The organism is Streptomyces sp. NPDC051987, assembly GCF_040680735.1.
Lineage (GTDB): Bacteria > Actinomycetota > Actinomycetes > Streptomycetales > Streptomycetaceae > Streptomyces.
The window spans coordinates 1-23378 of sequence record NZ_JBFAXI010000052.1; the positions used below are offsets into that span (position 1 = coordinate 1).

At 71.8% G+C, this 23378-nt stretch carries 17 protein-coding genes; 10 read left to right on the plus strand and 7 right to left on the minus strand.

What is annotated here, in order from left to right:
* Positions 1–164 precede the first annotated feature (164 nt).
* Together AB0M11_RS25585 and AB0M11_RS25590 are read left to right on the plus strand one after the other, a co-directional pair.
* Positions 165–1700 (plus strand): glycoside hydrolase family 43 protein, encoded by a 1536-nt coding sequence (locus tag AB0M11_RS25585; RefSeq protein WP_365709289.1) that lies wholly within the window; start codon positions 165–167, stop codon positions 1698–1700.
* A gap of 337 nt (positions 1701–2037) precedes the next feature.
* Positions 2038–4653: an alpha-L-arabinofuranosidase C-terminal domain-containing protein gene (locus tag AB0M11_RS25590; RefSeq protein WP_365709291.1), complete on the plus strand. Its 2616-nt coding sequence runs from the start codon at positions 2038–2040 to the stop codon at positions 4651–4653.
* Positions 4654–4705: 52 nt separating this feature from the next.
* Here the strand turns inward: AB0M11_RS25590 and AB0M11_RS25595 are convergent, their stop codons facing one another.
* The 3 genes from AB0M11_RS25595 to AB0M11_RS25605 form a co-directional block, all read right to left on the minus strand.
* Positions 4706–5065 carry a helix-turn-helix domain-containing protein gene (locus tag AB0M11_RS25595; protein WP_365709293.1) on the minus strand — a complete coding sequence of 120 codons (360 nt, stop codon included), beginning with the start codon at positions 5063–5065 and terminating at the stop codon, positions 4706–4708.
* A 309-nt stretch (positions 5066–5374) separates the two neighbouring features.
* Positions 5375–8044, minus strand: coding sequence for a lectin (locus AB0M11_RS25600; RefSeq protein ID WP_365709295.1), 2670 nt, complete (start codon positions 8042–8044; stop codon positions 5375–5377).
* Positions 8037–9098 (minus strand): hypothetical protein, encoded by a 1062-nt coding sequence (locus AB0M11_RS25605; RefSeq protein ID WP_365709297.1) that lies wholly within the window; start codon positions 9096–9098, stop codon positions 8037–8039. Before AB0M11_RS25605 ends, AB0M11_RS25600 begins: the two co-directional genes overlap by 8 nt.
* Positions 9099–9330: 232 nt before the next feature.
* Here AB0M11_RS25605 and AB0M11_RS25610 point away from each other — a divergent pair, with 232 nt between their 5' ends.
* The 3 genes from AB0M11_RS25610 to AB0M11_RS25620 all read left to right on the plus strand — a co-directional run bounded on the left by AB0M11_RS25610 (position 9331) and on the right by AB0M11_RS25620 (position 11102).
* Positions 9331–10008, plus strand: coding sequence for a TetR/AcrR family transcriptional regulator C-terminal domain-containing protein (locus tag AB0M11_RS25610; protein WP_365709299.1), 678 nt, complete (start codon positions 9331–9333; stop codon positions 10006–10008).
* Between the two features lie 194 nt (positions 10009–10202).
* The gene (locus tag AB0M11_RS25615; RefSeq protein ID WP_365709301.1) at positions 10203–10691 is read left to right on the plus strand and encodes a flavin reductase family protein; all 489 of its coding nucleotides are present in this window, start codon (positions 10203–10205) and stop codon (positions 10689–10691) included.
* 147 nt (positions 10692–10838) lie between these two features.
* A complete protein-coding gene (locus tag AB0M11_RS25620) occupies positions 10839–11102 on the plus strand; it encodes a hypothetical protein (protein ID WP_365709303.1) in 264 nt (87 codons plus the stop codon).
* A gap of 87 nt (positions 11103–11189) precedes the next feature.
* Here AB0M11_RS25620 and AB0M11_RS25625 read toward each other — a convergent pair whose 3' ends face one another.
* Both AB0M11_RS25625 and ctaD read right to left on the minus strand, forming a co-directional pair.
* Entirely contained in the window at positions 11190–11555 is a 366-nt protein-coding gene (locus AB0M11_RS25625; RefSeq protein ID WP_365709305.1) for a cytochrome C oxidase subunit I, read from the minus strand.
* Complete coding sequence (gene ctaD / locus AB0M11_RS25630) at positions 11552–13246, minus strand: cytochrome c oxidase subunit I (protein WP_365709307.1); 1695 nt, start codon at positions 13244–13246, stop codon at positions 11552–11554. The genes AB0M11_RS25625 and ctaD overlap by 4 nt, the downstream gene beginning before the upstream one ends.
* A 335-nt stretch (positions 13247–13581) precedes the next feature.
* On the opposite strand from ctaD, the gene AB0M11_RS25635 reads away from it, so the two are divergent.
* The 5 genes from AB0M11_RS25635 (at position 13582) to AB0M11_RS25655 (ending at position 21082) form a co-directional block, all read left to right on the plus strand.
* Positions 13582–14262 carry a hypothetical protein gene (locus AB0M11_RS25635; protein WP_365709309.1) on the plus strand — a complete coding sequence of 227 codons (681 nt, stop codon included), beginning with the start codon at positions 13582–13584 and terminating at the stop codon, positions 14260–14262.
* A 218-nt stretch (positions 14263–14480) separates the two neighbouring features.
* Positions 14481–15086, plus strand: coding sequence for a class I SAM-dependent methyltransferase (locus AB0M11_RS25640; protein ID WP_365709311.1), 606 nt, complete (start codon positions 14481–14483; stop codon positions 15084–15086).
* Positions 15087–15226: 140 nt separating this feature from the next.
* The gene (locus AB0M11_RS25645; RefSeq protein WP_365709313.1) at positions 15227–16210 is read left to right on the plus strand and encodes a hypothetical protein; all 984 of its coding nucleotides are present in this window, start codon (positions 15227–15229) and stop codon (positions 16208–16210) included.
* A gap of 85 nt (positions 16211–16295) precedes the next feature.
* A complete protein-coding gene (locus AB0M11_RS25650) occupies positions 16296–18140 on the plus strand; it encodes an HSP90 family protein (protein WP_365709315.1) in 1845 nt (614 codons plus the stop codon).
* A gap of 2 nt (positions 18141–18142) precedes the next feature.
* Positions 18143–21082 carry a hypothetical protein gene (locus tag AB0M11_RS25655; RefSeq protein WP_365709317.1) on the plus strand — a complete coding sequence of 980 codons (2940 nt, stop codon included), beginning with the start codon at positions 18143–18145 and terminating at the stop codon, positions 21080–21082.
* A gap of 259 nt (positions 21083–21341) precedes the next feature.
* Here the strand turns inward: AB0M11_RS25655 and AB0M11_RS25660 are convergent, their stop codons facing one another.
* Entirely contained in the window at positions 21342–22553 is a 1212-nt protein-coding gene (locus tag AB0M11_RS25660) for a cytochrome P450 (protein WP_365709319.1), read from the minus strand.
* A gap of 195 nt (positions 22554–22748) precedes the next feature.
* Positions 22749–23060, minus strand: coding sequence for a hypothetical protein (locus tag AB0M11_RS25665; protein ID WP_365709321.1), 312 nt, complete (start codon positions 23058–23060; stop codon positions 22749–22751).
* Positions 23061–23378 lie beyond the last annotated feature (318 nt).

Consider the following 23378-nt stretch of genomic DNA (forward strand, 5'->3'; position numbering starts at 1 on the left):
CCTCCGGCCCGGCCGGGCCGGGCCGGAGGTCTCCGGCGTGACGACCCGAGGCAGCGGCTCGCCGCGCACGTACTCATGAGATCCGCCCCCCTGCCGCACGCGGTGATCAGCTTTCCGGACCGACGCGGACGGCGGCACCCGGCCGCCCGAGAGGAACACCTTCTGTGCATACCTACGACAACCCTGTGATCAGCGGGTTCCACCCCGATCCGAGCGTGTGCCGGGTCGGTGACGACTACTACCTGGTGTGCTCCAGCTTCGAATACTTCCCCGGGCTGCCGATCTTCCACAGCAAGGACCTCGTGCACTGGGAGCAGATCGGCAACGTGCTCGACCGGCCGGGACAACTGCCGCTGCCGCTCCCCGGCGCCAAGGCGTCCGGCGGCCTGTACGCCCCCACGATCCGCCACCACGACGGCCGTTACTGGGTCATCAACACCAACATCGACGGCGGCGGCAACTTCGTCGTCTCGGCCGAGCGGCCCGAGGGGCCGTGGAGCGACCCGGTCTGGATCGACCTGCACGGGATCGACCCCGATCTGGCGTGGGAGGAGGACGGCACCTGTTGGTGCGCGTTCTCCGGGCCCGAAGGCGGCATCAACATGGCCAGGATCGACCCGGTCACGGGGGAGGTTCTGGAGGGGCCCTTCGCCACGTGGTCGGGCAGCGGCCTCAAGTATCCCGAGGCGCCGCACCTCTACCGCATCGGCGACTGGTGGTACCTGCTGATCGCGGAAGGCGGCACCGAACGCGGCCACAGCGTGTCCATCGCCCGCGGCCGCTCACCGCGCGGCCCCTGGGAAGGCGCGCCCGCCAACCCCCTGCTGTCCCACAGCGGTACCGCGCGCTCCATCCAGAACACCGGCCATGCCGACCTGGTGCAGGCTCCCGACGGCAGTTGGTGGATGGTGCTGCTCGGCGTCCGGCCCCGCGGCTTCACGCCCGACGTGCACGTGCTCGGCCGCGAGACGTTCCTGACCCCCGTGGAGTGGGACGAGGACGGCTGGCCCGTCGTCGCGCCCGTTCCCGAGAGCCACGCGGCCCCGGGCGGTGCCTGGCACCCCGTTCCTGCCCTTCCCGCCCGCGACGACTTCGACGATTCCGCTCTCGCTCCGCAGTGGGTCTCGCCGTTCGCCCGCCCGGAGGGCTCCTGGTCGCTCACCGAGCGCCCTGGCCGGCTGGCCCTCCACGCCACCGGGGCCACCCTCGACCGCCCCGGGTACACCTTCGTCGGCCGCCGCCAGCAACACCACGACTGCCGCGTCACCGCAGCGATCGACCCGGGTACGGGACGCGGCGGCCTCTGCGTGCGTCTGGACGAAGCCCACCACTACGAACTGGAGGTAGGGGACGGAGAGGCCTGCGTCGTCGCCCGGATCGGGCCGCTGCGCCAGACCGTGGTCAGCCGACCGGTCCCGTCCGGGCCGCTGACCCTCACCGTCGCGATCCGGACGTGCGACCTCGTGCCCGCGTCGCCCGAACTCACCGATGGCGGGACCACCGGCCCCGACACCGTCGCCTTCTGGCTCGGCGACCCCGACGCCCCGGACACCCAGCCACTCGTCGAACTGGACGGGCGCTACCTGTCCACCGAGGTCGCCTGCGGCTTCACCGGCCGCGTCATCGGCATGTACGCCACGGAGGGCACGGTCGCCTTCGACTGGTTCGAGTACGCCCCGGCCTCGGCGCCCACCGCTTGACGACTGGCGCGGCATGCCACGAGACCGCCCCGTCGAGGGGAGTGCCCGGCGATGTCGACCTGGGACGCGCCGGTGCCGGCGAGCACCTGGTCGACGAAGGACGAGAGCTGCGGCAATGCCGACGCAGCGCGGGGAAGTGCGTCGGCGGCTTCGAGTTCGCGTGTCGCGGCAAGTCGTACGAGGGGTATTGACGGACCTCACCGACACCTTAAGATCACTGCTGCTCGAAGTACCGATCGCTGTACGAGATGTCGAACAAGGTTGGTTGGCGGCTTCGACGGGCTGCCTGATCCGGCCGGTACGCAACGCAACGGTCTGTCACAGAGGAATGAGCCGCATGCCTGCAGAATCCGGAGTGCCGCGCAGAACCGTCCTCACGGTCCTGGGCGCCGCCCCCCTCGCCGGGACCTTCGCCGCCGATCCCGCCAGGGCCGCCGAACTCACCGGCACAACCCCGAGCGCCACTGCCGCGGACCTCCCCGCCGCAGCCGCCCACTGGACCTTCGACGAGGGCACCGGCACCTCCGCCGCAGACTCCTCCGGCAACGGTCGCACCGCGGCGATCCAGGGGGCGGCCGGCTGGGACACCGGCAAGGTCGGCACCCACAGCCTGAGCCTCAGGGCGGGCGGCAACGCCACGGCGTCCGGGCCGGCCCTCGACACCTCCCAGGCGTTCTCGGTGGGCGCCTGGGTCAACCTCGCTCAACTCGGCGGCTATCAGACCGCCGTCAGCATCGACGGCAAGGTCGTCAGCGCCTTCTACCTGGGGCTGCGCGACGACACCGGCACCTTCGCCTTCGCCCGGCTCGACTCGGACGCCACGCAGAGTGCCGCGGTGGCGGCCGCCGCTTCGGCGCCTGCCACCGACACCTGGACCCACCTGGTCGGCGTCAGCGACCCGACCGCCGGTGTCATTCGCCTCTACGTCAACGGCGTTCTGGAGGGGGAGACCGCCTATGCCGCCGGCTGGGCCGGCAGCGGCGACACCGCCATCGGCCGTGCGCTCTACGGCGGTGGTCACGTCGACCAGTGGCACGGCCTGATCGACGACGTGTGGATGTTCCCGTCCGTTCTCGCCTCCGACCAGATCGCGGCACTGGCCGGCGTCCCGGTGGAGACCACGACGCCGCTGCTGAGCGTGGACGTCGGAACCCCGGCGCACGCCGTGTCGCCGATCCTTCCGGGCCTGATGTTCGAGGACATCAACCACTCCGGCGAGGGCGGCATCTATGCGGAGCTGGTGCAGAACCGCTCGATGATGGCCGACGACACGTCGCCCGTCCACTGGTCCGCCGTCGGCGGAACGACCCTCGCCCTCGACACCGCCGCCCCGCTCAACGCTGCACTCGACCGTTCCCTCAAGGTGGTGCTGTCCAGCAGCACCGGCGCCGGAAACCGGGCCGGTGTCGCCAACGACGGCTTCTGGGGGATACCCGTGCGGCCCAGAACCACGTACACCGCTCGTCTGTTCGCCAAGGCGTCGCGACGCCTCGGCCCGCTCACGGTGGCCATCGAGTCGGCGGACGGCGCGACGGTCTACGCATCCGCCCACGTGCCCCACATCGGCACCGTCTTCCCAGACCGCCCCTTCGAGCTGACCCTGCGCACCAGTTCGCGTACGCCCGTGGTCGGTGACGCAAGGCTGACCGTCACCACGGCCGCCCCCGAGGCCGCGGGCGAGACCCTGTGGCTCCAGCACGTGTCCCTCTTCCCGCCCACGTACAACAACCGGCCCAACGGCCTGCGCATCGACCTGATGGAGAAACTCGTCGCTCTGAAGCCGAAGTTCCTGCGCTTCCCCGGCGGAAACTTCGTCGAAGGCAACACCATTGCGACCCGGTTCAACTGGAAGAACACCATCGGTCCGGTCTGGGAGCGCCCGGGCCACATGGACGACGCCTGGGGCTACTGGTCCACGGACGGCCTGGGACTCCTCGAATACCTGCAATGGGTCGAGGACATGCACGCCCAGCCGGTCCTCGCCGTCTACGCCGGTTACTCGCTCAAGGGCGAGCACGTCACCGGCGACGCGCTGGGGCCGTTCGTCCAGGACGCACTCGACGAGATCGAGTACGTCACCGGTCCTGTCACCAGCGCCTGGGGCGCACGACGTGCCGCCGACGGACATCCGGAGCCGTTCCCGCTGGAGTTCGTGGAGATCGGCAACGAGGACTGGTTCGACTCCTCCGGGTCCTACAACGAGCGGTTCGCTGCCTTCTACGACGCGATCAAGGCGAAGTACCCGCATCTGAAGCTGATCGCCACGACGTCCGTGACGAGCCGCACCCCGGACCTGATCGACGAGCACTACTACCTCGCGCCGTCCGCTGCCCAGGCCTCCACCCACAAGTACGACAACCGGGACCGTAATTCGACCAAGGTGTTCGTCGGGGAGTGGGCCGCGCAGGAGGGCCGCCCCACACCCGACCTCAACGCGGCACTCGGCGACGCGGCTTGGCTGGCCGGGCTGATCCGCAACTCGGACCAGGTCCTCATGGAGTGCTACGCGCCGCTCTTCTCCCACGTCAAGAACAACGTCTGGGCCACCAACCTGATCGCCTACGACAACCTGACCAGCTACGTGTCGCCCAGCTACTGGGCACAGCACATGCTGACGAGCAGGGTCGGCACCACGGTGCTGCCGGCCACCGCGCGTGCGCTGCCCGGTCTGGCCACCGTGGCCACCCGTTCCAGGAACCGCCTCTACCTGGCGGTCGTCAACAGCGGGACGGAGAAGGTGAACGTGCCGGTCGAGCTGAAGGGGCTGGTGAAGGGGGTCAAGAGACGTGCCACCGCGACGGTCCTGACCGGCCTCTCGCGCGACACGACCAACACGCTCACGGACCCTGACAGGTTGGTGCCCAGGACGAGCACCGTGACCGGCGCGGCAGCGTCCTTCACCAGCACCGTGCCGCCGCTCTCGGTCACCGTACTGGAACTCGTCCTGACCTGATCGGTCCCTGCCCGACACCCCTGCTTCGACACTGGCTGTGGCGATACGCGGATCAGGGCCCCGACCTGACGGTCGCGGCCCTGCCTGCGTGGCCATCGCCTGAAGCAGCCCCCGGTCCGCAGGTCACTTCTGCGTACTGTTTCCTGAAGGCGCGGACGAAGTGGCTGCTGTCGGCGAACTGCCAGTGTGCGGCTGCTTCCGAGACCCTGGGGCGGGTGCCCGGCGCGGTCAGTTCGACGCGGGACTGCTCCAGGCGTCCGCGGCGGATGTACGCGGCCACCGAGTCATCGGTCTCGGCGAAGGCCCGATGCAACGTCCGTACGGAGACCTTGAGTTCGCGGCCCAGCGTCGCGGGGGAGAGGTCGGGGTCGGTGAGGCGGCTGCCCGCGATGTCCCTGGCCGCCTGGGCCAACGCGGGAGCCAGGAGGGGTTCGGTGTCGTCGAATGTCGGCGTATGCCATGAGCAGTCGTAGTTCGGGCGAGTCGGCCGAGCCGACGGTCGCCCGGTCGCGGATGGCGCACGATGAACCGCCCAGCCGGCACGGCGGTCTCGCCCTGGTTGCGTGGGGAGAGCAAGCGCCATTCGCCGCGTCCCATCACATGGACCAGGACCCGGTCCTCAAGGTGGTGGGAGCTCCCCCGGGTGCCGCCGGCCATCAACTCACCGTAGACGTCCGAGATCACCGTGTCGTGCACCCTGAACGCCCGGACCGGACATGCGTCACCCGGACGACGGAACCGTCCAGCGCTGGCCGACGCTGCCCGTGCAGGTGGCGATGGTCAGCTGGGTCTTGTCGGTGGCACCGTTGCTCGCATCGGTGAGGCAGAGGCCGGAGACCGGGTTGACGATCTCACCGGACGGGTCCGACTTCCACTGCTCGGCCTGGGTGCCGTTGCAGGTGTGCAGTTGGACCTTCGCGCCGGAGGTGGTCGCGCCGTTTGTCACGTCCATGCAGTCGTCGAGCACCTGGAGGGTGCCGTCCGGGACCACCTTCCAGGTCTGCGCGCTGGTGCCGTTGCAGGTGTAGATCTGGATGGCGGTGCCGTTCGAGGTGCCCGCGCCGGCGTCGTCGGCACACTTGCCGGTGGCGGTCTCGGTGAGCGTGCCGTTGGGCTGCGCCACTCCGGTGCCCGGGGTGCCGTCGTAGGACGGCGGAGCAGCGGAACCGGCCGCGGCCCAGGAGGTGTTGGCGGACGAGGAGAGAGTGAAGTCCAGCTCTGCGGAGCCGCTGAGGTACGAGGCCGGTACGTACGCCTTGTTCCAGGAGCCGCCGTTGAGGCTCAGCGACTGGACGTACGGCGAACCGTCAGCTGCCGCTGGGGCGTTGACCGTGAGGGTGTGTGCGCCTGCCGTGACCACCGCCGAGGTGAACATCGGGCTGCCGAGGGCCAGGTCGGCGGTGCCCGGGATCTCCGGGTAGAGGCCGAGGGCGGACCACACGTACCAGGCGCTCATCTCGCCGAGGTCGTCGTTGCCGGGCAGCCCGCCCGCTGTGTTGGTCCACAGCTGGTCCTGGACCGCCCGCACGGTGGACTGCGTCTTGTACGGCTCCCCCACCCAGTCGTACTCCCAGGGAAGCCCGATGCTGGGCTCGTTGCCCATGTTGGACTGGGTGCCGATGACGCTGCCCAGGCCCTGGAAGCCGCCGAGCACGCCGTCCAGGTACGACGCCAGGGACGAGGTGCCGCCCTCCAGGGACGCCAGCTTGGCGAGGTTGAAGGGGATCATCGGGGTGTAGGTGAAGGCGTCGCCCTCGGCGAAGTCGTTGGACGAGGTGCCGGTGATCAGCTTGGCGTTGAAGCCGTCCATCCAGCGGCCGTTGGAGTGCTGGGGCTGGATGTAGCCGGAGGACGAGTTGTAGATGTTCTCCCAGTCCTGCGCCCGGTCCTGGAACTTCTTCTGCGTGGTGGTGTCACCGAGCGCGCCCGCGAACGCCGAGAGTGCGAAGTCGTCGGTGTCGTACTCGAGTTGGGTGGACGTCGTGGCGTACTCGTGACAGCAGCCGTAGAGCGAGTTGGTGGGCAGGTAGCCGAAGGAGTCCAGGTAGGTCACGCCGGGTGTGACGTCCGTGTCGGTCGTCTGTTCCCTGACCATGGCGGACAGGGCCGTCGACGTGTCGAAGTTCCGTGCGCCGAAGGCGTGGTAGTCGGCGAGCAGCGGTACGGCGGAGTCGCCGACCATGATGTGCGTCTCGGCGGTCTCCAAGCCCCACTTGGTGAGCGTGCCGCCCTGCTGGTAGTCGTCGACGACCGACTGCGCCATGTCGGACGCGGCCGATGGGTCGAGAAGTGCGGTGAGTTGGGCCTGTGAGCGGTAGGTGTCCCAGGTGGAGAAGTCGGCGTACTTCGCCGAGTGACCGCTGCCCACCGTGTGCACCGCGCCGTCGAAGCCCCGGTAGGAGCCGTCCGCGTCGCTGATGACGGCGGGGAAGAGCGAGGCGTGGTAGAGCGCGGTGTAGAAGACTTTCTGCTGGGCCGGGGTGCCTCCGGTGACGGCGATCTTCGACAGCTCGGCGCTCCACGCCGACGCCGCCGCCGACTTGACGGCCGCGAAGGTCTTTCCGGTCACCTCGGCGTCCCGGTTGGCCGCGGCCTCCGCCACCGAGGTGTAGGAGATGCCGACCCGGGCCTCGACCGTCCTGCTGCTCGTGGTGTCGAACGTCAGGTACTCGCCGCCGGTGAAGGTGCCGGTGGCGGTGAACGGGTGGTCGAAGGTGATCGCGTAGTAGAGCGTGATCGGGGTGGTGTCCTCGCAGAAGCCGGTGCTGGTGATCGACCCGGTCACCGTGTCGCCGCCGGACAGGCCGAGCGTCGAGGAGGCGTACGGCGTCTGTGTGTCCTGCACCTTGAGGAGCAGGCTCGCCTGAGTGGAGGACGGGAAGGTGAACTGGCCGATGCCTGCACGGGTGCTGGTGGTCAGCGCGACGCTGGTGCCGTTGCCCAGGCTGACGGAGTAGGAGCCGGGCGAGGCCGTCTCGTCGGAGTGCGCGAAGGACTCGGTCGTCGAGGCGGGGTCCGAGCCGAGCGAACCGACCACGGGCAGGATCGGCAGGTCTCCGGCTGCGTCGCAGCCGACGCCGGAGACATGGGTGAGGCTGAAGCCCGAGACGGCCGAGTCGGAGTAGTTGTAGCCGCCGCCCTTGGGGCGTGACGAGGTGTCGGGCGACCACTGGAGCATGCCGTGCGGCGCGTCGGCGCCCGGGAAGGTGTTCCCCGCGCTGAAGTCGCCGTTGCCGCCGGTGCCGATGTACGGGTTGACCAGGGACACGGGGGCGGTCGCGGCCACCGCCCCCGCCGCGTCGGCCAGTTGGCCGGACACGGCGAGCGCGAGGGCCGCGGCACCCGTGGTGAGGACACGCAGGAGCGCCCGCGGGCGGCGGGCGTCAGTCACGGAGCAGTACGTCGCTGAGGACGCCGTCGGCCGGGGCGGTGATCCAGTCCGAGGAGATGTACGAGGCCCCGTCGGCGGCGAGCAGGGCGACCCGGGCCTGGGCGTCGGCCGGCGACGGCGCGGACGAACTCAGCGCGGGCGAGACGTCGTAGGCGTCGGTGACGACCGTCAGATAGTGGTTGGTGTTGTACCACTCGGTGTTGCCGTCGCCGACCCAGGCGCCCGCGTCCGCGTCGAACACCACGAACCAGGGGCGCAGCGTGGTGTCGCTGTAGCGGGTGCGCGGGTCGACGGCCTGGGCGCCCAGGACGCTCGGGAAGACCGCCGCCTGGCTGATGTTCCCCGCGGCGGCGAGGTCCTTGAGGTGCTGGGCGTAGACCACGTCCGACCACGAGGAGGCGGGGCTGACGGCCTGCTCGAAGGTGCCGGGGATGATCTCCACGATCGCCCGGCCGGCGAGTGAGCCGTAGCTCGCCCAGTTGTTCGCCTTCGCGGCGGTGTCGAGATCCGCGTACCGCGAGCCGTCGCTCTTGGTGAGCAGGTCGGCGGGCGTGTAGAGGACGCTGCCGAGATGCGTCCTGACGTAGCTGTCGAACGTGGTCGGCGTCATGCCGAGGGTGCTGTAGAACCCGTTCTTCATCTCGATCTTGACCATGACCGGGTGGCTCGTGGGGTGAGCCTGGAGCCAGATCCGGATGTCGTCGAGGCAACTGTCGAGGTTCTGGTTGCGGTCACCGGTGTAGAGGTCGGCGGCCGTGCTCGCCTGCACGCAGTTGTCGTCACTGCCCAGCGGGTTGCTGTGGCTCACGTCCCACTTGCCGTTGAACACGTTGTGCCAGGTGTCGAGTTCGACCAGGGAGGTGCCGGTGTCCAGGGCGTTCGCCAGGTAGGTGTACGTGGACTTGTCGTCGTACGTGTTGTGTATGCCCGTGCCGGAGACTCCGGCCAGCGTCTGGCCGCCGACATCGTCGGCGTGCGCGGCGGGTATCGCCACCGCACCGAGCAGCAGGGCCGAGGCCGTCAGGAACGCGGCCTGGATTCTTCTGCGGATCATGAGCATGTCAGATCCTTCCGTGGTGCTCGGGGACGCGCAGAGCTTAGAGGAGCCGGATGGACATCCGCTACGACTCGGTAACAACTTGCCGTCGCGATCCTGAACCCCTTTGACGAAGGGGTGGTCGGCAAGGTTTTCGAAGCCGGCTCACGGCATGCGACGTCGTGGTCGACGGGGTGTCCAGAGGCGTGCCGGGTTTGTCGGGCACGAACGTGTTCGTTACGTTGCTCGCGTGACCGACCGTACCGACGCTCCGCGCAGCCGCCGCGAGCGCCCCGCCAAGCCCGCTCTGACCAGGACCGGCATCGTGTCCGCCGCGATCGCCATCCTGCGCGCCGAGGGCCTGCAGAAGGTGACCATGCGCCGGCTGGCGCAGGAGCTCGACACCGGCCCCGCCTCGCTGTACGTCTACGTCCGCAACACCGCCGAGCTGCACGCGGCCGTCCTGGACGAACTGCTGGGCACCGTCGGGCCCGCGCCGACCGAGGGTGACTGGCGCGAGCGGCTGGAGCGGGTGCTCACCGCGTACACCGCGATGCTCTTCGAGCACCCGACCCTGGCACGCTCCGCGCTCACCGCCCGGCCGAGCGGCCCGAACTACCTGAACCTGATCGAGACGCTGCTGGCCCTGCTGGCCGAGGGCGAGGTCCCGCCGGCACAGGCCGCGCTGGGCGTGGACCTCCTGCTGCTGCACGCCACCGCAACGGCCGCCGAGCACGGCGCCGACAGCGCGCCCGACGAGGACTGGGACGCGCTGCGCCGCACGGTGGAGGGCATCTCGGAGCGGACCCATCCGCACATCGCCGCGCTCGCGGATGTGCTGCTCTCCACGGAGGATCCGCAAGGCCGTCTCTCCTGGGGGTTCCGCACGCTGATCGCCGGCATCGAACGGAACGCCGTGGCCGACTGATCCCGCGGAGCCCGACCCGAGGCGCGCGGGCAGCGGCGCGGTTGCGCCTCGCCGCCCGGCTCACCCGGCGGTGGGGTGGCCCTTGCGTCCAGCGTCTGGTCTCGGCGCCCGGACGACGGGTGTGTGGACCGGGTGGACCGGAGACTCGGAGATTCTGCCCCGCTGCCGATCTCCTGAGTGAGGAGCCGAGTGCCGTGACCGACCTCGATCCGTTCTCCGACCTGCTCGACTATCCCTTGTACGTCGTGACCGCGGAGGCCGCCGGTGAGCGGGCGGGCTGTCTGGTCGGCTTCGGCTCCCAGTGTTCGATCAGACCGGTTCGGTTCCTGGTCTGGCTGTCCCGGGCCAACCGGACCTTCCGGGTGGCCGAGCGGGCCGAACGGCTCACGGTGCATCTGCTCCGGCGTGACCAGGACCGGCTGGCGCGCCTGTTCGGCGGCGAGACCGGCGACCGCACCGACAAGTTCGCCGACGTCGCGTGGCATCCGGGGCCGGGCGGATCCCCCGTGCTCGACGAGGCCCCCGCCTGGTTCGTCGGCCGGGTGCGGGACCGGATCGACGGCGGCGACCATGTCGGCTTCCTGCTGGCCCCCGAGGTGGCGCGGAACGTCGCGGGCGGCCGGACCGCTCTCCTGCGCCTGAGTGACGCGCTGGACATCACGCCCGGCCATCCCGCGAACTGAGCGTCTCCCAGGGGCGGCACCTCGTCCGGGGTCGGCCTCGCCGGCAGGCAGGGGGTGCGCTGCAATGCTCGAATTGTCCCATTGGTGATGTATGGGTGGAATTGAGGGTGGTACCCCGACAGGACACACCACAGAACGGAGCACCCCATGGTGATCAAGAAGATGCACGACATGGGCATCCGCAGCGAACACGCCTACATCGCCGGAGTGGCGTCCATCGGCCTGAGCTTCGCCTCCTGGCTCACCAGCCTCAAAGCCGAGCAGGCCGGCGTGGAGCGAGCCGACCGGTGGGGGATCTTCGTCGGTGAGTGGGCCCCGACCTTCATAGGTCTCGGCCTGGCCCTCTCCCACTACGAACAGCAGGAAGGCACCCTCAGCGGATCCCTGCACGCCGTGAAGCAGGCCGGCTGACCCCGGACGGTCACCCGTCCGGAGCAAGCCGGGCAGCGGACCAGGGACCGGTCCTCCCGTCGGCACGCCCTCCCGTCAACTCGTCCGTCAGCGGATCAGGGACACCGCCGCCACGAGGACCAGACCGGCCCAGGCGGCCACCGACCACCCCATGCAGCGCAGGCGCAGTGAGCGGTACCGCTGCTCGTACTCGGCGCGCAGGGACCGGCACCGGGCGGCGACCCGTTCGAGGTCCTGCCGCGCCCGGCGCAGGGTGTCCTCGACGTGGTGGCGTTCGACCTCGTCGCGCTGGGCCGTGGTCAGCCAGTCCATGCGCGCGGTGAACTCCCGCGCCCGGCGTTCGGCCTCGGCGATCCTGGCCTGCCACAACAGGTATCCCTCGGCCTGGTCGGCGAGGTTTCCGCCGGCTCCCGGCGGGTGTCCGCCGCCCCCGCGACGTCCCGCGCCGGTCATGTGTGGAGCCTGTGCGCCTCGGCCTCGGCCATGGCGATGTCCGGGTGGTGCAGGTCGAACGCGGGGGATTCGCTGCGGATCCGCGGCAGGGTGACGAAGTTGTGCCGCGGCGGCGGGCAGGAGGTCGCCCACTCCAGCGAGCGGCCGTAGCCCCACGGGTCGTCGACGCCCACCGGCTTGCCGTACCTGGCCGTCTTCCACACGTTGTACAGGAACGGCAGCATCGACAGGCCCAGCAGGAAGGAGGCGATGGACGAGATCGTGTTCAGCGTGGTGAAGCCGTCGGCCGCCAGGTAGTCGGCGTACCGGCGCGGCATGCCCTCGGCGCCCAGCCAGTGCTGGACCAGGAACGTGCCGTGGAAGCCGACGAACAGCGTCCAGAAGGTGATCTTGCCGAGCCGCTCGTCGAGCATCTTGCCCGTCATCTTCGGCCACCAGAAGTGGAAGCCGGAGAACATCGCGAAGACGACGGTGCCGAAGACCACGTAGTGGAAGTGGGCGACCACGAAGTACGAGTCGGAGACGTGGAAGTCCATCGGCGGCGAGGCCAGGATGACACCGGTCAGCCCGCCGAACAGGAACGTCACGAGGAAGCCCGCCGCCCAGAGCATCGGTGTCTCGAAGGTCAGCGATCCCTTCCACATGGTGCCGATCCAGTTGAAGAACTTCACCCCGGTCGGGACCGCGATCAGGAAGGTCATGAAGGAGAAGAACGGGAGGAGTACGCCGCCGGTGACGTACATGTGGTGGGCCCACACCGTCACGGACAGGCCGGCGATCGCGATCGTCGCGGCCACCAGGCCCATGTAGCCGAAGATCGGCTTGCGGGCGAAGACCGGGATGACCTCGGTGACGATGCCGAAGAACGGCAGCGCGATGATGTACACCTCGGGGTGGCCGAAGAACCAGAAGAGGTGCTGCCAGAGCAGTGCTCCGCCGTTGGCCGGGTCGAAGACGTGGGCGCCGAACTTGCGGTCCGCCTCCAGGGCGAACAGGGCCGCCGCGAGGACCGGGAAGGCGAACAGGACCAGGGTGGCGGTCAGCAGCACGTTCCAGGTGAAGATCGGCATGCGGAACATGGTCATGCCGGGGGCGCGCATGCAGATGATCGTGGTGATGAAGTTGACCGCGCCGAGGATGGTGCCGAAGCCGGAGAAGGCCAGACCCATGATCCACATGTCGGCGCCGAGGCCCGGCGTCCGGATGGCGTCCGAGAGCGGTGTGTAGGCGAACCAGCCGAAGTCGGCCGCGCCCTGCGGGGTGAGGAAGCCGCCGACCGCGATCGTCGAGCCGAACAGGTAGAGCCAGTAGGCGAACATGTTCAGCCGCGGGAAGGCGACGTCCGGCGCACCGATCTGGAGCGGCATGATCCAGTTGGTGAAGCCGGCGAACAGCGGCGTCGCGAACATCAGCAGCATGACGGTGCCGTGCATCGTGAACGCCTGGTTGTACTGCTCCTTCGAAAGGATCTGCAGGCCCGGCCGGGCGAGCTCGGCGCGCATCAGCAGCGCCATCACACCGCCGATCAGGAAGAACGCGAACGACGTGGTCAGATACAGCGTGCCGATGGTCTTGTGATCGGTGGTGGTCAGCCACTTGACGACGACATTGCCCGGCTGGCGCCCGCGGAGCGGCACTTCGCTCTCGTAGTAGTCGGCAGCCGGGTGCTCCGGTTCGTTGAGAACAGTCACAGGTGTTGCTTCTCCAGACGCTGCGGGTCGTCCGCGCCGTTGACGCGAGTCACGGGTCATCCTCGCGGCTCCGGCCGCGAGGGAGGTTCCCGGATGAGCCGCCGTACCGCCGATCGGGCGGGCGGTACCCACGGACGGAGCAATCGGCGGGCACGCCCGTACCGCACCGCACCCGTCCGGACGGCCGCCTTGGGATGCTGGAGGAGGAACCCACCGCCTCGGCGGGTCTCCCGGCCCCCTCCGGCGAGCCGGTCGGGCACTTCCGGGAAGGAGTCGGACATGCGCGGCAGGATGTCTCGGTGCCCGCGAGGGAGCGTTCCGGCGGGGACGGGCCGATGAACCGGCGTGGCACCTCGGCCCCGGTCCCGGCACCGGTCCCGCCCCCGGAACCGGCCTCGGCCGCCCGCCGTCGCAGGCTGCGTTTCGAGGGCTGGATCGCGGGCCTGGGCACTTCCTGCGGAACGCGCGTCGTGCTCGGCCACTGGCAGCGTTCACCGTTCGGCGCGTTCAGCGACGTGATGGTGGAACGGGCGAACGGCGAACGCCTGTTGCTGGCGCCCACGCGGGAGACGGCCGACTTCATCGGTGCCACGTACGTCTTCGACACCGTGCGCGTCGTGCCGGTGCGGGTCGGCATCGCCAACCGCACCTGGACGGTCACGGCCGGCTCGCTCCGGTTGAGCTTCGTCACCGGACGGCGCGGGCCGCTGGGTCTGCTGCTGCGCGCCGTGCCCGGCGCGCTCGCCCGCCGTCCGGCGTGGAGCGCGCTGCTGGACCGGCCGGCCCGGCTGCTGCTGCCCGGAGTGCGGACCCGGGGAAGTGCCCGTGCGGGCCGACGCGAGTGGTACGGCGCCCGCGACCTGCGGCCGGTCCGACTCGTCTCCGCGTCCTTCGACGGCGTCGACCTGGGGGTGGCGGCCCCCGTCGACCCTCCCGTGCGCTTCGGCTTCGGCTCGGTGCCGAGGAAACCCTCGCTCACCCGGGTCACGACGACCGTGGCGCTCGGCCCCGAGTGAGCGATGCCGCCCCGGAGTCACCCGGCGGTACACGGGTGCGGTACACGGGTGCGGCGGACGGCACCCCGGTCCGGGGGCGAGCACGGGGGACCGACGTCGCCGTGAGCAACGCGAACCGGCCCGCTCGGGCCCGCCCCACGGCCGTGGTCCGGGCACCGCGTTCACGGCCGGCTCGGGCGCGTCCTCGCACCGGGCGCGGCCGACCTATAGTGCGTCCCATGAGTCGCTGGCATGAGCTGACCGGGGGAACGTCCGGACGGGAGTACGCCGCCCGGTTCGCCGCCGTGGCCCGAAGCGGTGCGGACGTGCACGGCGAGGCGCGGTTCTGCGCGGCACTCGTGCCCGTCGGAGCGCGCGTCCTGGACGCCGGGTGCGGCACCGGGCGGGTCATGATCCGGCTCGCGGAGCTCGGGTACGACTGCGTCGGGGTGGATCTCGACGCGTCGATGCTGGCGGTGGCGCGGGAGCAGGCGCCGCACCTGCCGTGGTTCCAGGCGGATCTGACCGGGTTCGAGCCCCGTCGGCTCGGCGTCGCGGCGGACTTCGACCTCGTGGTCGCCGCGGGCAACCTCTTCCCCCTCCTCGCCGCCGGCACCGAGGCCGCCGTCCTCGGGCGCCTGGCCGCGGCCCTGCGGCCGGGTGGTCTGCTGGTCGCCGGCTTCGGCCTGGACCGGGCCCATCTGCCCGTGCCGCCGAGCATCACCCTGCCGGAGTACGACGACTGCTGCGCCGCGGCCGGCCTCACCCTCGTCGACCGCTTCGCCACCTGGGACGCCGACCCGTACCACGGCGGCGGGTACGCCGTGAGCGTCCACCGCCGCTGAGACGGCCGGTCAGCACGCCCGCCGGGCGGCCGGCGGGGCCGGTCGCCGTGCGCCGTCTGTGGAAATCCTGTGGAAGCGATGTCGGTGGCCCCCCTTATGCTGCTCCGGAACGATCACGCGGGACCTGGGGAGGGCGCGGCATGTTCGGCAGGCTGTTCGGCAGAGGCGGGGAGAGACCGGCGGCGGATCCGCACGCGCTTCCCGCACCGCGCCGGCAGAACGGGGTGTACCGGCTGCAGTGCCTCGGTGACACCCGGGTCATGGCGCTGGTGGTGGCCGCGGAGTCGGGAGACTGGGAGGCGGTCAAGATGGCGGCGGCCCCCTTCGACCTCGGCCGCGACCATCACGTACTGGGCGAACTGTCCGAGGTGGACGGGGTGCAGGACTGGATCGGCCGGGCCGTCGAGGAGGACAAGGAGCACCGGGCGACCGCGCTGCTGATATCCGGGGCCCGGCACATCAACTGGGGCTGGGACGCGCGTACCTCCGCGCGGGCCTCGGACGTCTCACGGGAGCAGTGGCGCGTCTTCTACGAGCGGCTGAACATCGCCGAGGAGCAGCTGCTCGAAGCCGCCGAGCTGCGGCCGGACTGGATCACGCCGTGGCGCCGCCTGCTCACCTCGGGCCGCGGCATGTCGCTGGGCAGCGCTGTCAACGAGGCCCGGCGCGACGCCGCCCTGCGCCGGGACCCGCTGGACCTGTCCACCCACATCGCGTGGGTGTCGCACCTGCAGCCGCGCTGGCACGGCGAGCCTGGCCAGGCCCTGGAGTTCGCGCGCGAGGCGTTCGCCGGCGCCCCCGACGGCCACGGCCTCGGCTGCGCGGTCGCCATGGCCCACATCGAGGACTGGGTGGAGTCGGACGACAAGAAGTGCCTCGACACACCGGAGATCCAGGCCGAGTTGAGGGACGCGGCCAAGCGCAGCATCCTCCACCCCGGCTACCAGCGGCGGCCGGGCTGGCAGGAGGACTTCAACATCTTCGCCATGGCCCTGTCGCTGGCCGCCGAGAGCATCGTGGCCCCGCGCGTCTACCACGAGCTGGACGGCGCCCTCACCCGGTGGCCCTGGACCTACATGGCGCAGCCGGAGAACGCGTACGCCCGTTTCCGGCGCCGCGCCTGACCCGGCCGCCGCCGGCCGGCCGCTCCCGAGCCGTCCGACGCACCCCCCGACGCCACCGTTCGACCACTCCACCCCGGACTCCGTGATGACTCTGCCCCACCCGCCCGTGAGCCCGGCCGGCGCCGACCGCACCTTCCAGGTGGATCTGCGCGGCCTCGTCGACCTCCTCTCCCACCACCTCTACTCCAGCCCGCGGGTCTACCTGCGCGAGCTGCTGCAGAACGCGGTGGACGCGCTGACCGCCCGGCACACCCTCGAACCGGGCGCCGCCGCCGACGCGTTCGGCATCCGCCTGTACGCCGACGGTTCGGTGGTCCGGGTGGAGGACGACGGTGTCGGCCTCACCGAGGCCGACGTGCACACCTTCCTCGCCACCATCGGCCGCAGCAGCAAGCGCGCCGAGAAGATAGCCGAGCAACGGGCCGACTTCATCGGACAGTTCGGCATCGGACTGCTCTCCTGCTTCCTGGTCGCCGACGAGATCCACGTCGTCAGCCGGTCCGCCCGCACCCCCGACGCCCCCGCCGTGGAGTGGCGGGGTCGCGGCGACGGCAGCTACTCCGTGCGCACCCTGCCCGCGGCCGCCCGCCCCCGGCCCGGCACCACCGTCACCCTCACGCCCCGGGCGGACGCGGACGAATGGACCCGCCCGGCCCAGGTGCACGCGCTCGCCAGGCACTTCGGCTCGCTGCTGCGCCACCCGGTGACCTTCGACGACGGCCGGGGCGGCGGCGGCCCCGTCAACCCCGAGCCCGCGCCCTGGGCGCGCACCTACCCCACGCCCGGCGCGCGCTCCCGGGCGCTCGCCGCGTACGGCGAGGAGGTCTTCGGCTTCACGCCGCTGGACACCATCGAACTGGACCTGCCGGCCGTGGGCCTGAAGGGCATCGCGTGCGTGCTGCCCGAGGCGGTGCCGGCCGGGCGCCGACACGGCCACCGCGTGCACGTCAAGGGCATGCTCCTGTCCGAGCAGGCCGAGGAGATCCTGCCCGAGTGGGCGTTCTTCGTCCGCTGCGTCCTCGACGCCGAGAGCCTGCGCCCGACGGCGTCCCGCGAGTCCCTGTACGAGGACGACACCCTCGCCGCGGTCCGCGACGCCCTCGCCGAACGGCTGCGCGCCTGGATCGCCCGGACCGCCGCCAGCGACCCCGACCTCCTCGGCCGCTTCCTGCAGACCCACCACCTGGCCGTCAAGTCCCTGGCCGTGCACGACGACGAGATCCTGCGGATGCTGCTGCCGTGGCTGCCGTTCGAGACCACCGACGGCTACGCCACCCTCGACGAGTTCGCCCGCACCCACCGCACCGTGCTGGTGACCTCCAGCGTGGAGGAGTTCCGGCAGGTGGCGGCCATCGCCGCGGCCGCCGGTCTCGGCGTGGTCAACGGCGGCTACACCTACGACCGGGAACTGGTCCACCGGCTGCCGGAGATCAGGCCCGAGGTCAGCGTCGCCGACCTCGACCCGGCCACCCTCACCGCCCACCTCGACCCCGTCGACCGCGAGACCGAACTAGCCGCCGCGGCCTACCTCGCCCAGGCCCGCGACGCCCTCGCCGTCTTCGACTGCGACGTCGCGCTGCGCACCTTCCAGCCCGCCTCCGCCCCGGCCCTCCTCCTCGACAGCCGCGAGGCCCGGCACGAGCGGACCCGCTCCCAGCTCGCCCGCGAGCAGCAGGGCGGCGTGTGGGGCGACATCCTCGGCCACCTGCGCCAGGAGGCCCCGCGCGCCCAGCTGATCCTCAACCAGCTCAACCCGCTGGTGCGCACCGCCGTCACCATCGACGAGCCCGAACTGGCCCGCACCAGTGCCGAGGCCCTCTACGGACAGGCCGCGATGCTGTCCCGGCGCCCGCTCAGGCCCGCCGAGTCGAGCCTCATCAACCGCTCCTTCCTCGATCTCCTCGCCCACGCCCTCCGCAAGGACAGCTGACGATGCCGACCGCACCCCAGACCACCGACGAGCTGTACCAGGCGCTGCAGGAGAACGACCGACGCCCCTACGGCCGTACCCGGACCGTGACGGCCGAGGAACTCGTCGAGGCCGCCGAGCAGTTCGCCGAGCCCCGGCCGCTCGTGCACGCCCTCCTCGAACTCCAGGAGGCGTACACCTACGGCTCCGAGCCCCGGAAGTCGCCCGTCGTCTTCGCCCGCCTGCTCACCCTCTTCGACGAGCAGCCCGACGTCTTCGACGAGCGGCTGCGCCACCAGCTCTTCTGGCGCTTCAAGTGGGTCGCCAACGCCCTGCTCGCCCTGCCCGAGATACCCCTGACGAGCCTGCGCCAGTGGCTGACCGAGATGCGCGACCGGTACGAGAAGGCCCAACTCCCGCTCCAGCCCTACTACGGACAGGCCTACCGGCTCGCCGCGCACATCGGCGAGGACACCGACCTGGCCTTCGAACTGTGGGCGGGGCGGCCCCGCACCCGGCTCAGCGACTGCGAGGCCTGCGAGATCTGCGAGCGCGCCCTCCACCACCTCGCGGCGGGCGACGACGAGGGGGCGCTGCGCACCTGGGAGCCGGTCCTGGCCGGGAAGGACTCGTGCCGGGAGGAGCCCGCCCGCTCCGTCTCGTACGCGCTCCTCCCGCTGCTGCGCACCGGCCGTACCGACGAGGCCCGCGCACTGCACCTCACCGGCTACCGCGCCTGCCGCCGCAACCCCTCGATGTCCGGCGAGGTCGGCCGGCACCTGGAGTTCTGCGCGCTCACCGGCAACGAGGCGCGCGGCCTGGAACTCCTCGCCGAGAACCGGAACCTGTTCGACGAGGTCGACTCGCCGCTGGACCTGCTCGGCTTCCTCACCGGTGTGGAGGTCCTCCTCCAGCGCGTCGAGTCCCTCGGCCACGGCGGCCTGCCCGCCGCCGGATACGCGGGCCGCGGCTGGACGGTGGCCGGTCTGCGCGCGGAGGTGCGCGGTCGCGCCGCCGACCTCGCCGCCCGCTTCGACGCGCGCAACGGCACCACGGCCCACACCGACCGGCGCGCCGCCCGCCTCGACCGCGCCCCCCTCCTGGACGCACTCGAACTGACCCTGCGCACCCGTGGCCTCGACGACGTGGCCCCGGCCGCTGCCCCGGCCGCCGCCCGCACGTCCGCCGCCGTTCCCGAGTCGTTGCCCGAACTGATCACACGCGCCCGGGAGTTGGACCAGCAGGGCCATCCGGACGCGACGGCCTGCTGGGCCCGGCTGCGCACGCTCGTCGCCGCCCCCGACTACGTCCACCCCGACGACCCGGCTGTGGGACCGCTCGTACTGCTGCGCGCGGACCTGCTGGAGGCCCAGGCACACCAGGCCGGCGAGAAGGACGAGTACGACACGGCGGCCGCCCTGTACACGCAGGCCGCCGGCCTGTACGAGGAGGCCGGGGAGCCCGGCCACGCGGCGCTCGCCCGCGCCTGCGCCCTGCTGCCGGCGGGCCGGCTCCCCGGGGAACACGACGACGGGGCCGATGCGCGGGCCGCCGGGCTGTCCGCCGTCCACGCGGCCCTCGTCCGGCTGCACGAGGAGGCCGCCGGCCTCGCCCCCTACCAGGAGGCGCGGCTGCTGCGGCTGCGGGCGACCGCGCTCGGCCTGCGGCTGCAGGAGTCGAGGAGCGAGGAGCACGTCGCGCCGGTCCTCGCCGAGGTGGACCTGCTGCTCGCCTTCGCCACCCGGCACGACATCGCGGGCCAGGTCTCCGGCGCCCGCCTGCTGCGCGCCAGCACGTACGCCGTCTCCGGCGACCTGCCGGGCGCGGTCACCGAGCTCGACGCCCTGCTCGACCTGCTGAAAGCGCGGGGCCCGGCCTGGCACCTGCCCCGCACGCTCGCCCTGCGCGGCCGGGTCCGGCTCGGTCTCCAGGACGCGGCGGCCGCCCACGCGGACCTGACCGAGAGCCTGCGGCTGGCCGCGGACTGGCCGTCCGACACCGGTGGCACCGCCCACCTGCACAGTGATCTGGCCCGGGCCTGCATGCGCCTGGGCCGCACCGACGAGGCCCTGCGGCACCTGACGCGCTCGGCGGAGCTGGAACTGCGCCACGGCAGCCGGATCGACGCGTTCTGCACCTACAGCAACGCGGCCCAGCTCTGCCTCGACCTGGGGCGTGTCGAGGACTGCATCGCGCTGCTCGACTCCCTCCTCGCCGAACCCGACGTCGCCACCGGAGAGCTGGACGACCGGCTCACCGCCCAGCTGCGCCTGATCCGCGCCCGCGCGCTGCACGCGGGGGAGGACCTCAAGGCCTCCACGGCCGAGTTCGTGGCCCTCGCGGCCGAGTCGGCCGGCTGGGACGACGACCCCGGGAGCCACGCCATGATCGCCGCGGAGACCGCCGTGCTCCTGGCCGAGTCCGGCGAGTTCGGCCGGGCCCGGGAGGCCGCGGACCAGGCCCTGGCCGCCCACGCACGGGCGCCGCGCCCCGAACAGCTCAGCAACTGCCTGCGCGAACTCGCCCGCCTCCAGGCGGAGCGGCAGGGCGCCGAGGGTCTCGCCGACGCCCTCGCCCTGCTCGCCGACGCGGGGCGGGTCGCCGACGAGGCCCGCGCCGCGGGCCACCAGGCCCGCGGCCGCGACCTGGACAGCGCCCTCGCCTACGAACACGGGAGGGTCAACGCCTACGCCGGTGAGTACGAGACCTCCCTGACCGCCCTGGAGCAGGCGCTCGGCCTGCTCGGCGAACCGGGATCCGACCAGGACCGGACCGGTGAGTGGGCCGCCGAGTGGGCCGAGTGCGTCCGGCTCGCGGCGGTCGTGGAGGGCCGCTACCTGGAACGCCCCGAACCCGCCCTGGCCCGCCTCGACGGCGCGGTCGCGCGCCTCACCGCCCTGGGCCACACCGAGGAGACCGAGCCCCTGACCTCCCTGGCGTCCCGTCTGCGCGACGAGGACTGACACGGCCGGCCCGGCGACCCCACCGGCCCGCCGGGCCCGCGTCGCCGGGCCGCCGCGTGCATCGGTCCGCCAGGCCGTCACGCCGTCGGGCCGCTGTGTCGCCGGGCCGCCACGTCATCGCGTCGCCGGGCCGGGGCGCGTTGTCGGGTCATCAGGTCGCCGGGGCGCCGCGTCATCGGGCCGCTGCGCTGCGGGGCCGCTGCGTCGCCGGGGCACCGGGTCGGCATGTCATCGGGATGCCGGCCACCGCGTCGCCGGTTCACCAGGTCACGGGAAGCTCGCTGACCCCGCCGGTGAGGGTGGTGCGCATCGTGAGGTCGTCCACGTCCTTGGCGAGTCGCAGGCCGGGCAGGCGCTCGGCCAGGGCGGCGAAGACGATCCGCAGCTCCGTGCGGGCCAGGCTCGCGCCGATGCAGAAGTGCGGGCCGTGGCCGAATCCGAGATGGTTGCGTTCCGGACGGTCAGGGTCGAACGTCTCGGCGTCGGTGTAGACGGCCGCGTCGCGGTTGGCCGAGTTGACGGAGAGGATCACGGCGTCACCGGATCGGATGGTGACCCCGCCGACCTCGACGTCGCTGTGGGCGTACCGCAGCAGGCCGAGGTCCCCGGGCGCGCCCAGGCGCATGATCTCCTCGACGGTGGCGTTGACCCGGCCGGCCGGGTCGGCGACCAGGGCCCGCCACTGCTCCGCGCGGGTGAGCAGGAAGAGTGTGCCCAGCCCGATGCGGTTGACGGTGGTCTCGTGCCCGGCGAACAGCAGGCCGACGCAGAGCCTGATCATCTCGTCGTAGTCGAAGTCCGCGTCGGCGCTCTGGGCGCGTACCAGGTCGGAGATGACGTCCTCGCCCGGCCTGGCGCGTTTGGCCTCGGCGAGAGTGGTCATGTAGTCGTTGAACTCCTCGCGCGCCCGCTCGGCGTCGGCGCCGATGGCGTAGTTCGCCATCCGCTCCGACAGCGACGCGAAGTGGTCGCGGTCGCCCTCGGGCACCCCGAGCAGCCGGCAGATGACCGCGACCGGCACCGGGAAGGCCAGCCCGGCGTGCAGGTCGACCACCGGGTCGGGCGCGGCGGCCCGCTCGGCGAGCAGCCGGTCGATGCAGTCGTCCACCAGCCGCCGTACGTGGTCGGAGAGCATCACCATGCGGCGCGCGGAGAAGGCCGGGGTGAGCAGCCGGCGCATCCGGGTGTGGTCGGCCTCCTCGGTGGCGTAGCTGCCAGAAGGGCCCTCCTGCACGGCGGCGGTGGTGATGCGGGACGCCCGTGCCGGCTCGGGGTGCGAGCGGCCGAGCCGCTTGTCGCTCAGCAGGTCGCGCACGTCGTCGAAGCGGGTCACCAGCCAGGCCGGATCCCCGGCCGGTGTGGTGACCGGCGTGATCGGCGCCTCCCGGCGCAGCACCTCGTACAGGGGGGCGAGATCGAGCACGTTCGGTCGTGCGAAGGGCAGGCGGGAACGCTCGGCGGCACCGTTCATGGGTCCTCCTCCTGGACCTCGGAACGCGATCTTCCGGCACGTCGACCGTAACACTTTAATGTCAGTCACTGCCAATAATGTTTTCGGTCAGTCGCCCCGTGGCCGGGGCGTGATGGGATCGCCCGATGAAGGACGCGACGGTGGACAGTGGCCCGACAGCGCCCCGCCGGAAGCGGTGCCCGGCAGATGCCCGCGCTATCGGGTGACCGTCACGGTGACGTCGTAGCGTCCCTGGCCCGGCGGGCAGCGCATGGCCTCCCCGCACGCATCGCGTCCGGCGGTGACCTGAGCCGTGCCGGGCCGCAGGGCGGTGAACCGCGCGGAGGAGATGCCGCAGCCGCGGCCGGGCGGGCAGCTCGCGGTGGCCGTGGTTCCGCCGCCGACGGGGGCGAGCACCCGCGGGTCCGAGCCGGCCGGGATCGACCAGTAGGCGCTGTGCAGGCGCACCACGACGAGCGTGCCGGTGGCCACCCGGACCGTGGTTCCGCGGGCCCGTTCGTCGAGCACGACCGACCGGGTGGCGGATCCGGACGGCGCGGATGACGCGGACGAGGCGGGAGTCGGCGACGGCTCAGGGGAAACCGCCGGTCCGGTGGGGCCGGACGAACAGCCGCCCAGGGCGGCCGTCGCGGCTGCCGCGGCCAAGGCGGCGAGCCCGGCGCGCAGTGCGCGCCGGGCGGGACACATGCGGACTGGCGAACGGAACACGGGCCCTCCGGTGGATGCCGCCCGGGACGGGCGCTCGGACGGCGGTGGGGGGGTGCGCGCCGCGGGGCCCCCCCCGGCGGGTGGGGAGGGGTCGAGAGGGGGACCGGGGAGGAGGGG

Excerpts from the sequence above, each read along its gene's own strand:
- AB0M11_RS25645 (WP_365709313.1), top strand. The coding sequence starts at position 15,227 with ATGTTCGGCAGGCTGTTCGGCAGAGGCGGGGAGAGACCGGCGGCGGAT.
- AB0M11_RS25605 (WP_365709297.1), bottom strand. The coding sequence starts at position 9,098 with ATGATCCGCAGAAGAATCCAGGCCGCGTTCCTGACGGCCTCGGCCCTG.
- AB0M11_RS25590 (WP_365709291.1), top strand. The coding sequence starts at position 2,038 with ATGCCTGCAGAATCCGGAGTGCCGCGCAGAACCGTCCTCACGGTCCTG.
- AB0M11_RS25650 (WP_365709315.1), top strand. The coding sequence starts at position 16,296 with ATGACTCTGCCCCACCCGCCCGTGAGCCCGGCCGGCGCCGACCGCACC.
- AB0M11_RS25640 (WP_365709311.1), top strand. The coding sequence starts at position 14,481 with ATGAGTCGCTGGCATGAGCTGACCGGGGGAACGTCCGGACGGGAGTAC.
- AB0M11_RS25625 (WP_365709305.1), bottom strand. The coding sequence starts at position 11,555 with ATGACCGGCGCGGGACGTCGCGGGGGCGGCGGACACCCGCCGGGAGCC.
- AB0M11_RS25620 (WP_365709303.1), top strand. The coding sequence starts at position 10,839 with ATGGTGATCAAGAAGATGCACGACATGGGCATCCGCAGCGAACACGCC.
- AB0M11_RS25655 (WP_365709317.1), top strand. The coding sequence starts at position 18,143 with ATGCCGACCGCACCCCAGACCACCGACGAGCTGTACCAGGCGCTGCAG.
- AB0M11_RS25635 (WP_365709309.1), top strand. The coding sequence starts at position 13,582 with ATGAACCGGCGTGGCACCTCGGCCCCGGTCCCGGCACCGGTCCCGCCC.
- AB0M11_RS25660 (WP_365709319.1), bottom strand. The coding sequence starts at position 22,553 with ATGAACGGTGCCGCCGAGCGTTCCCGCCTGCCCTTCGCACGACCGAAC.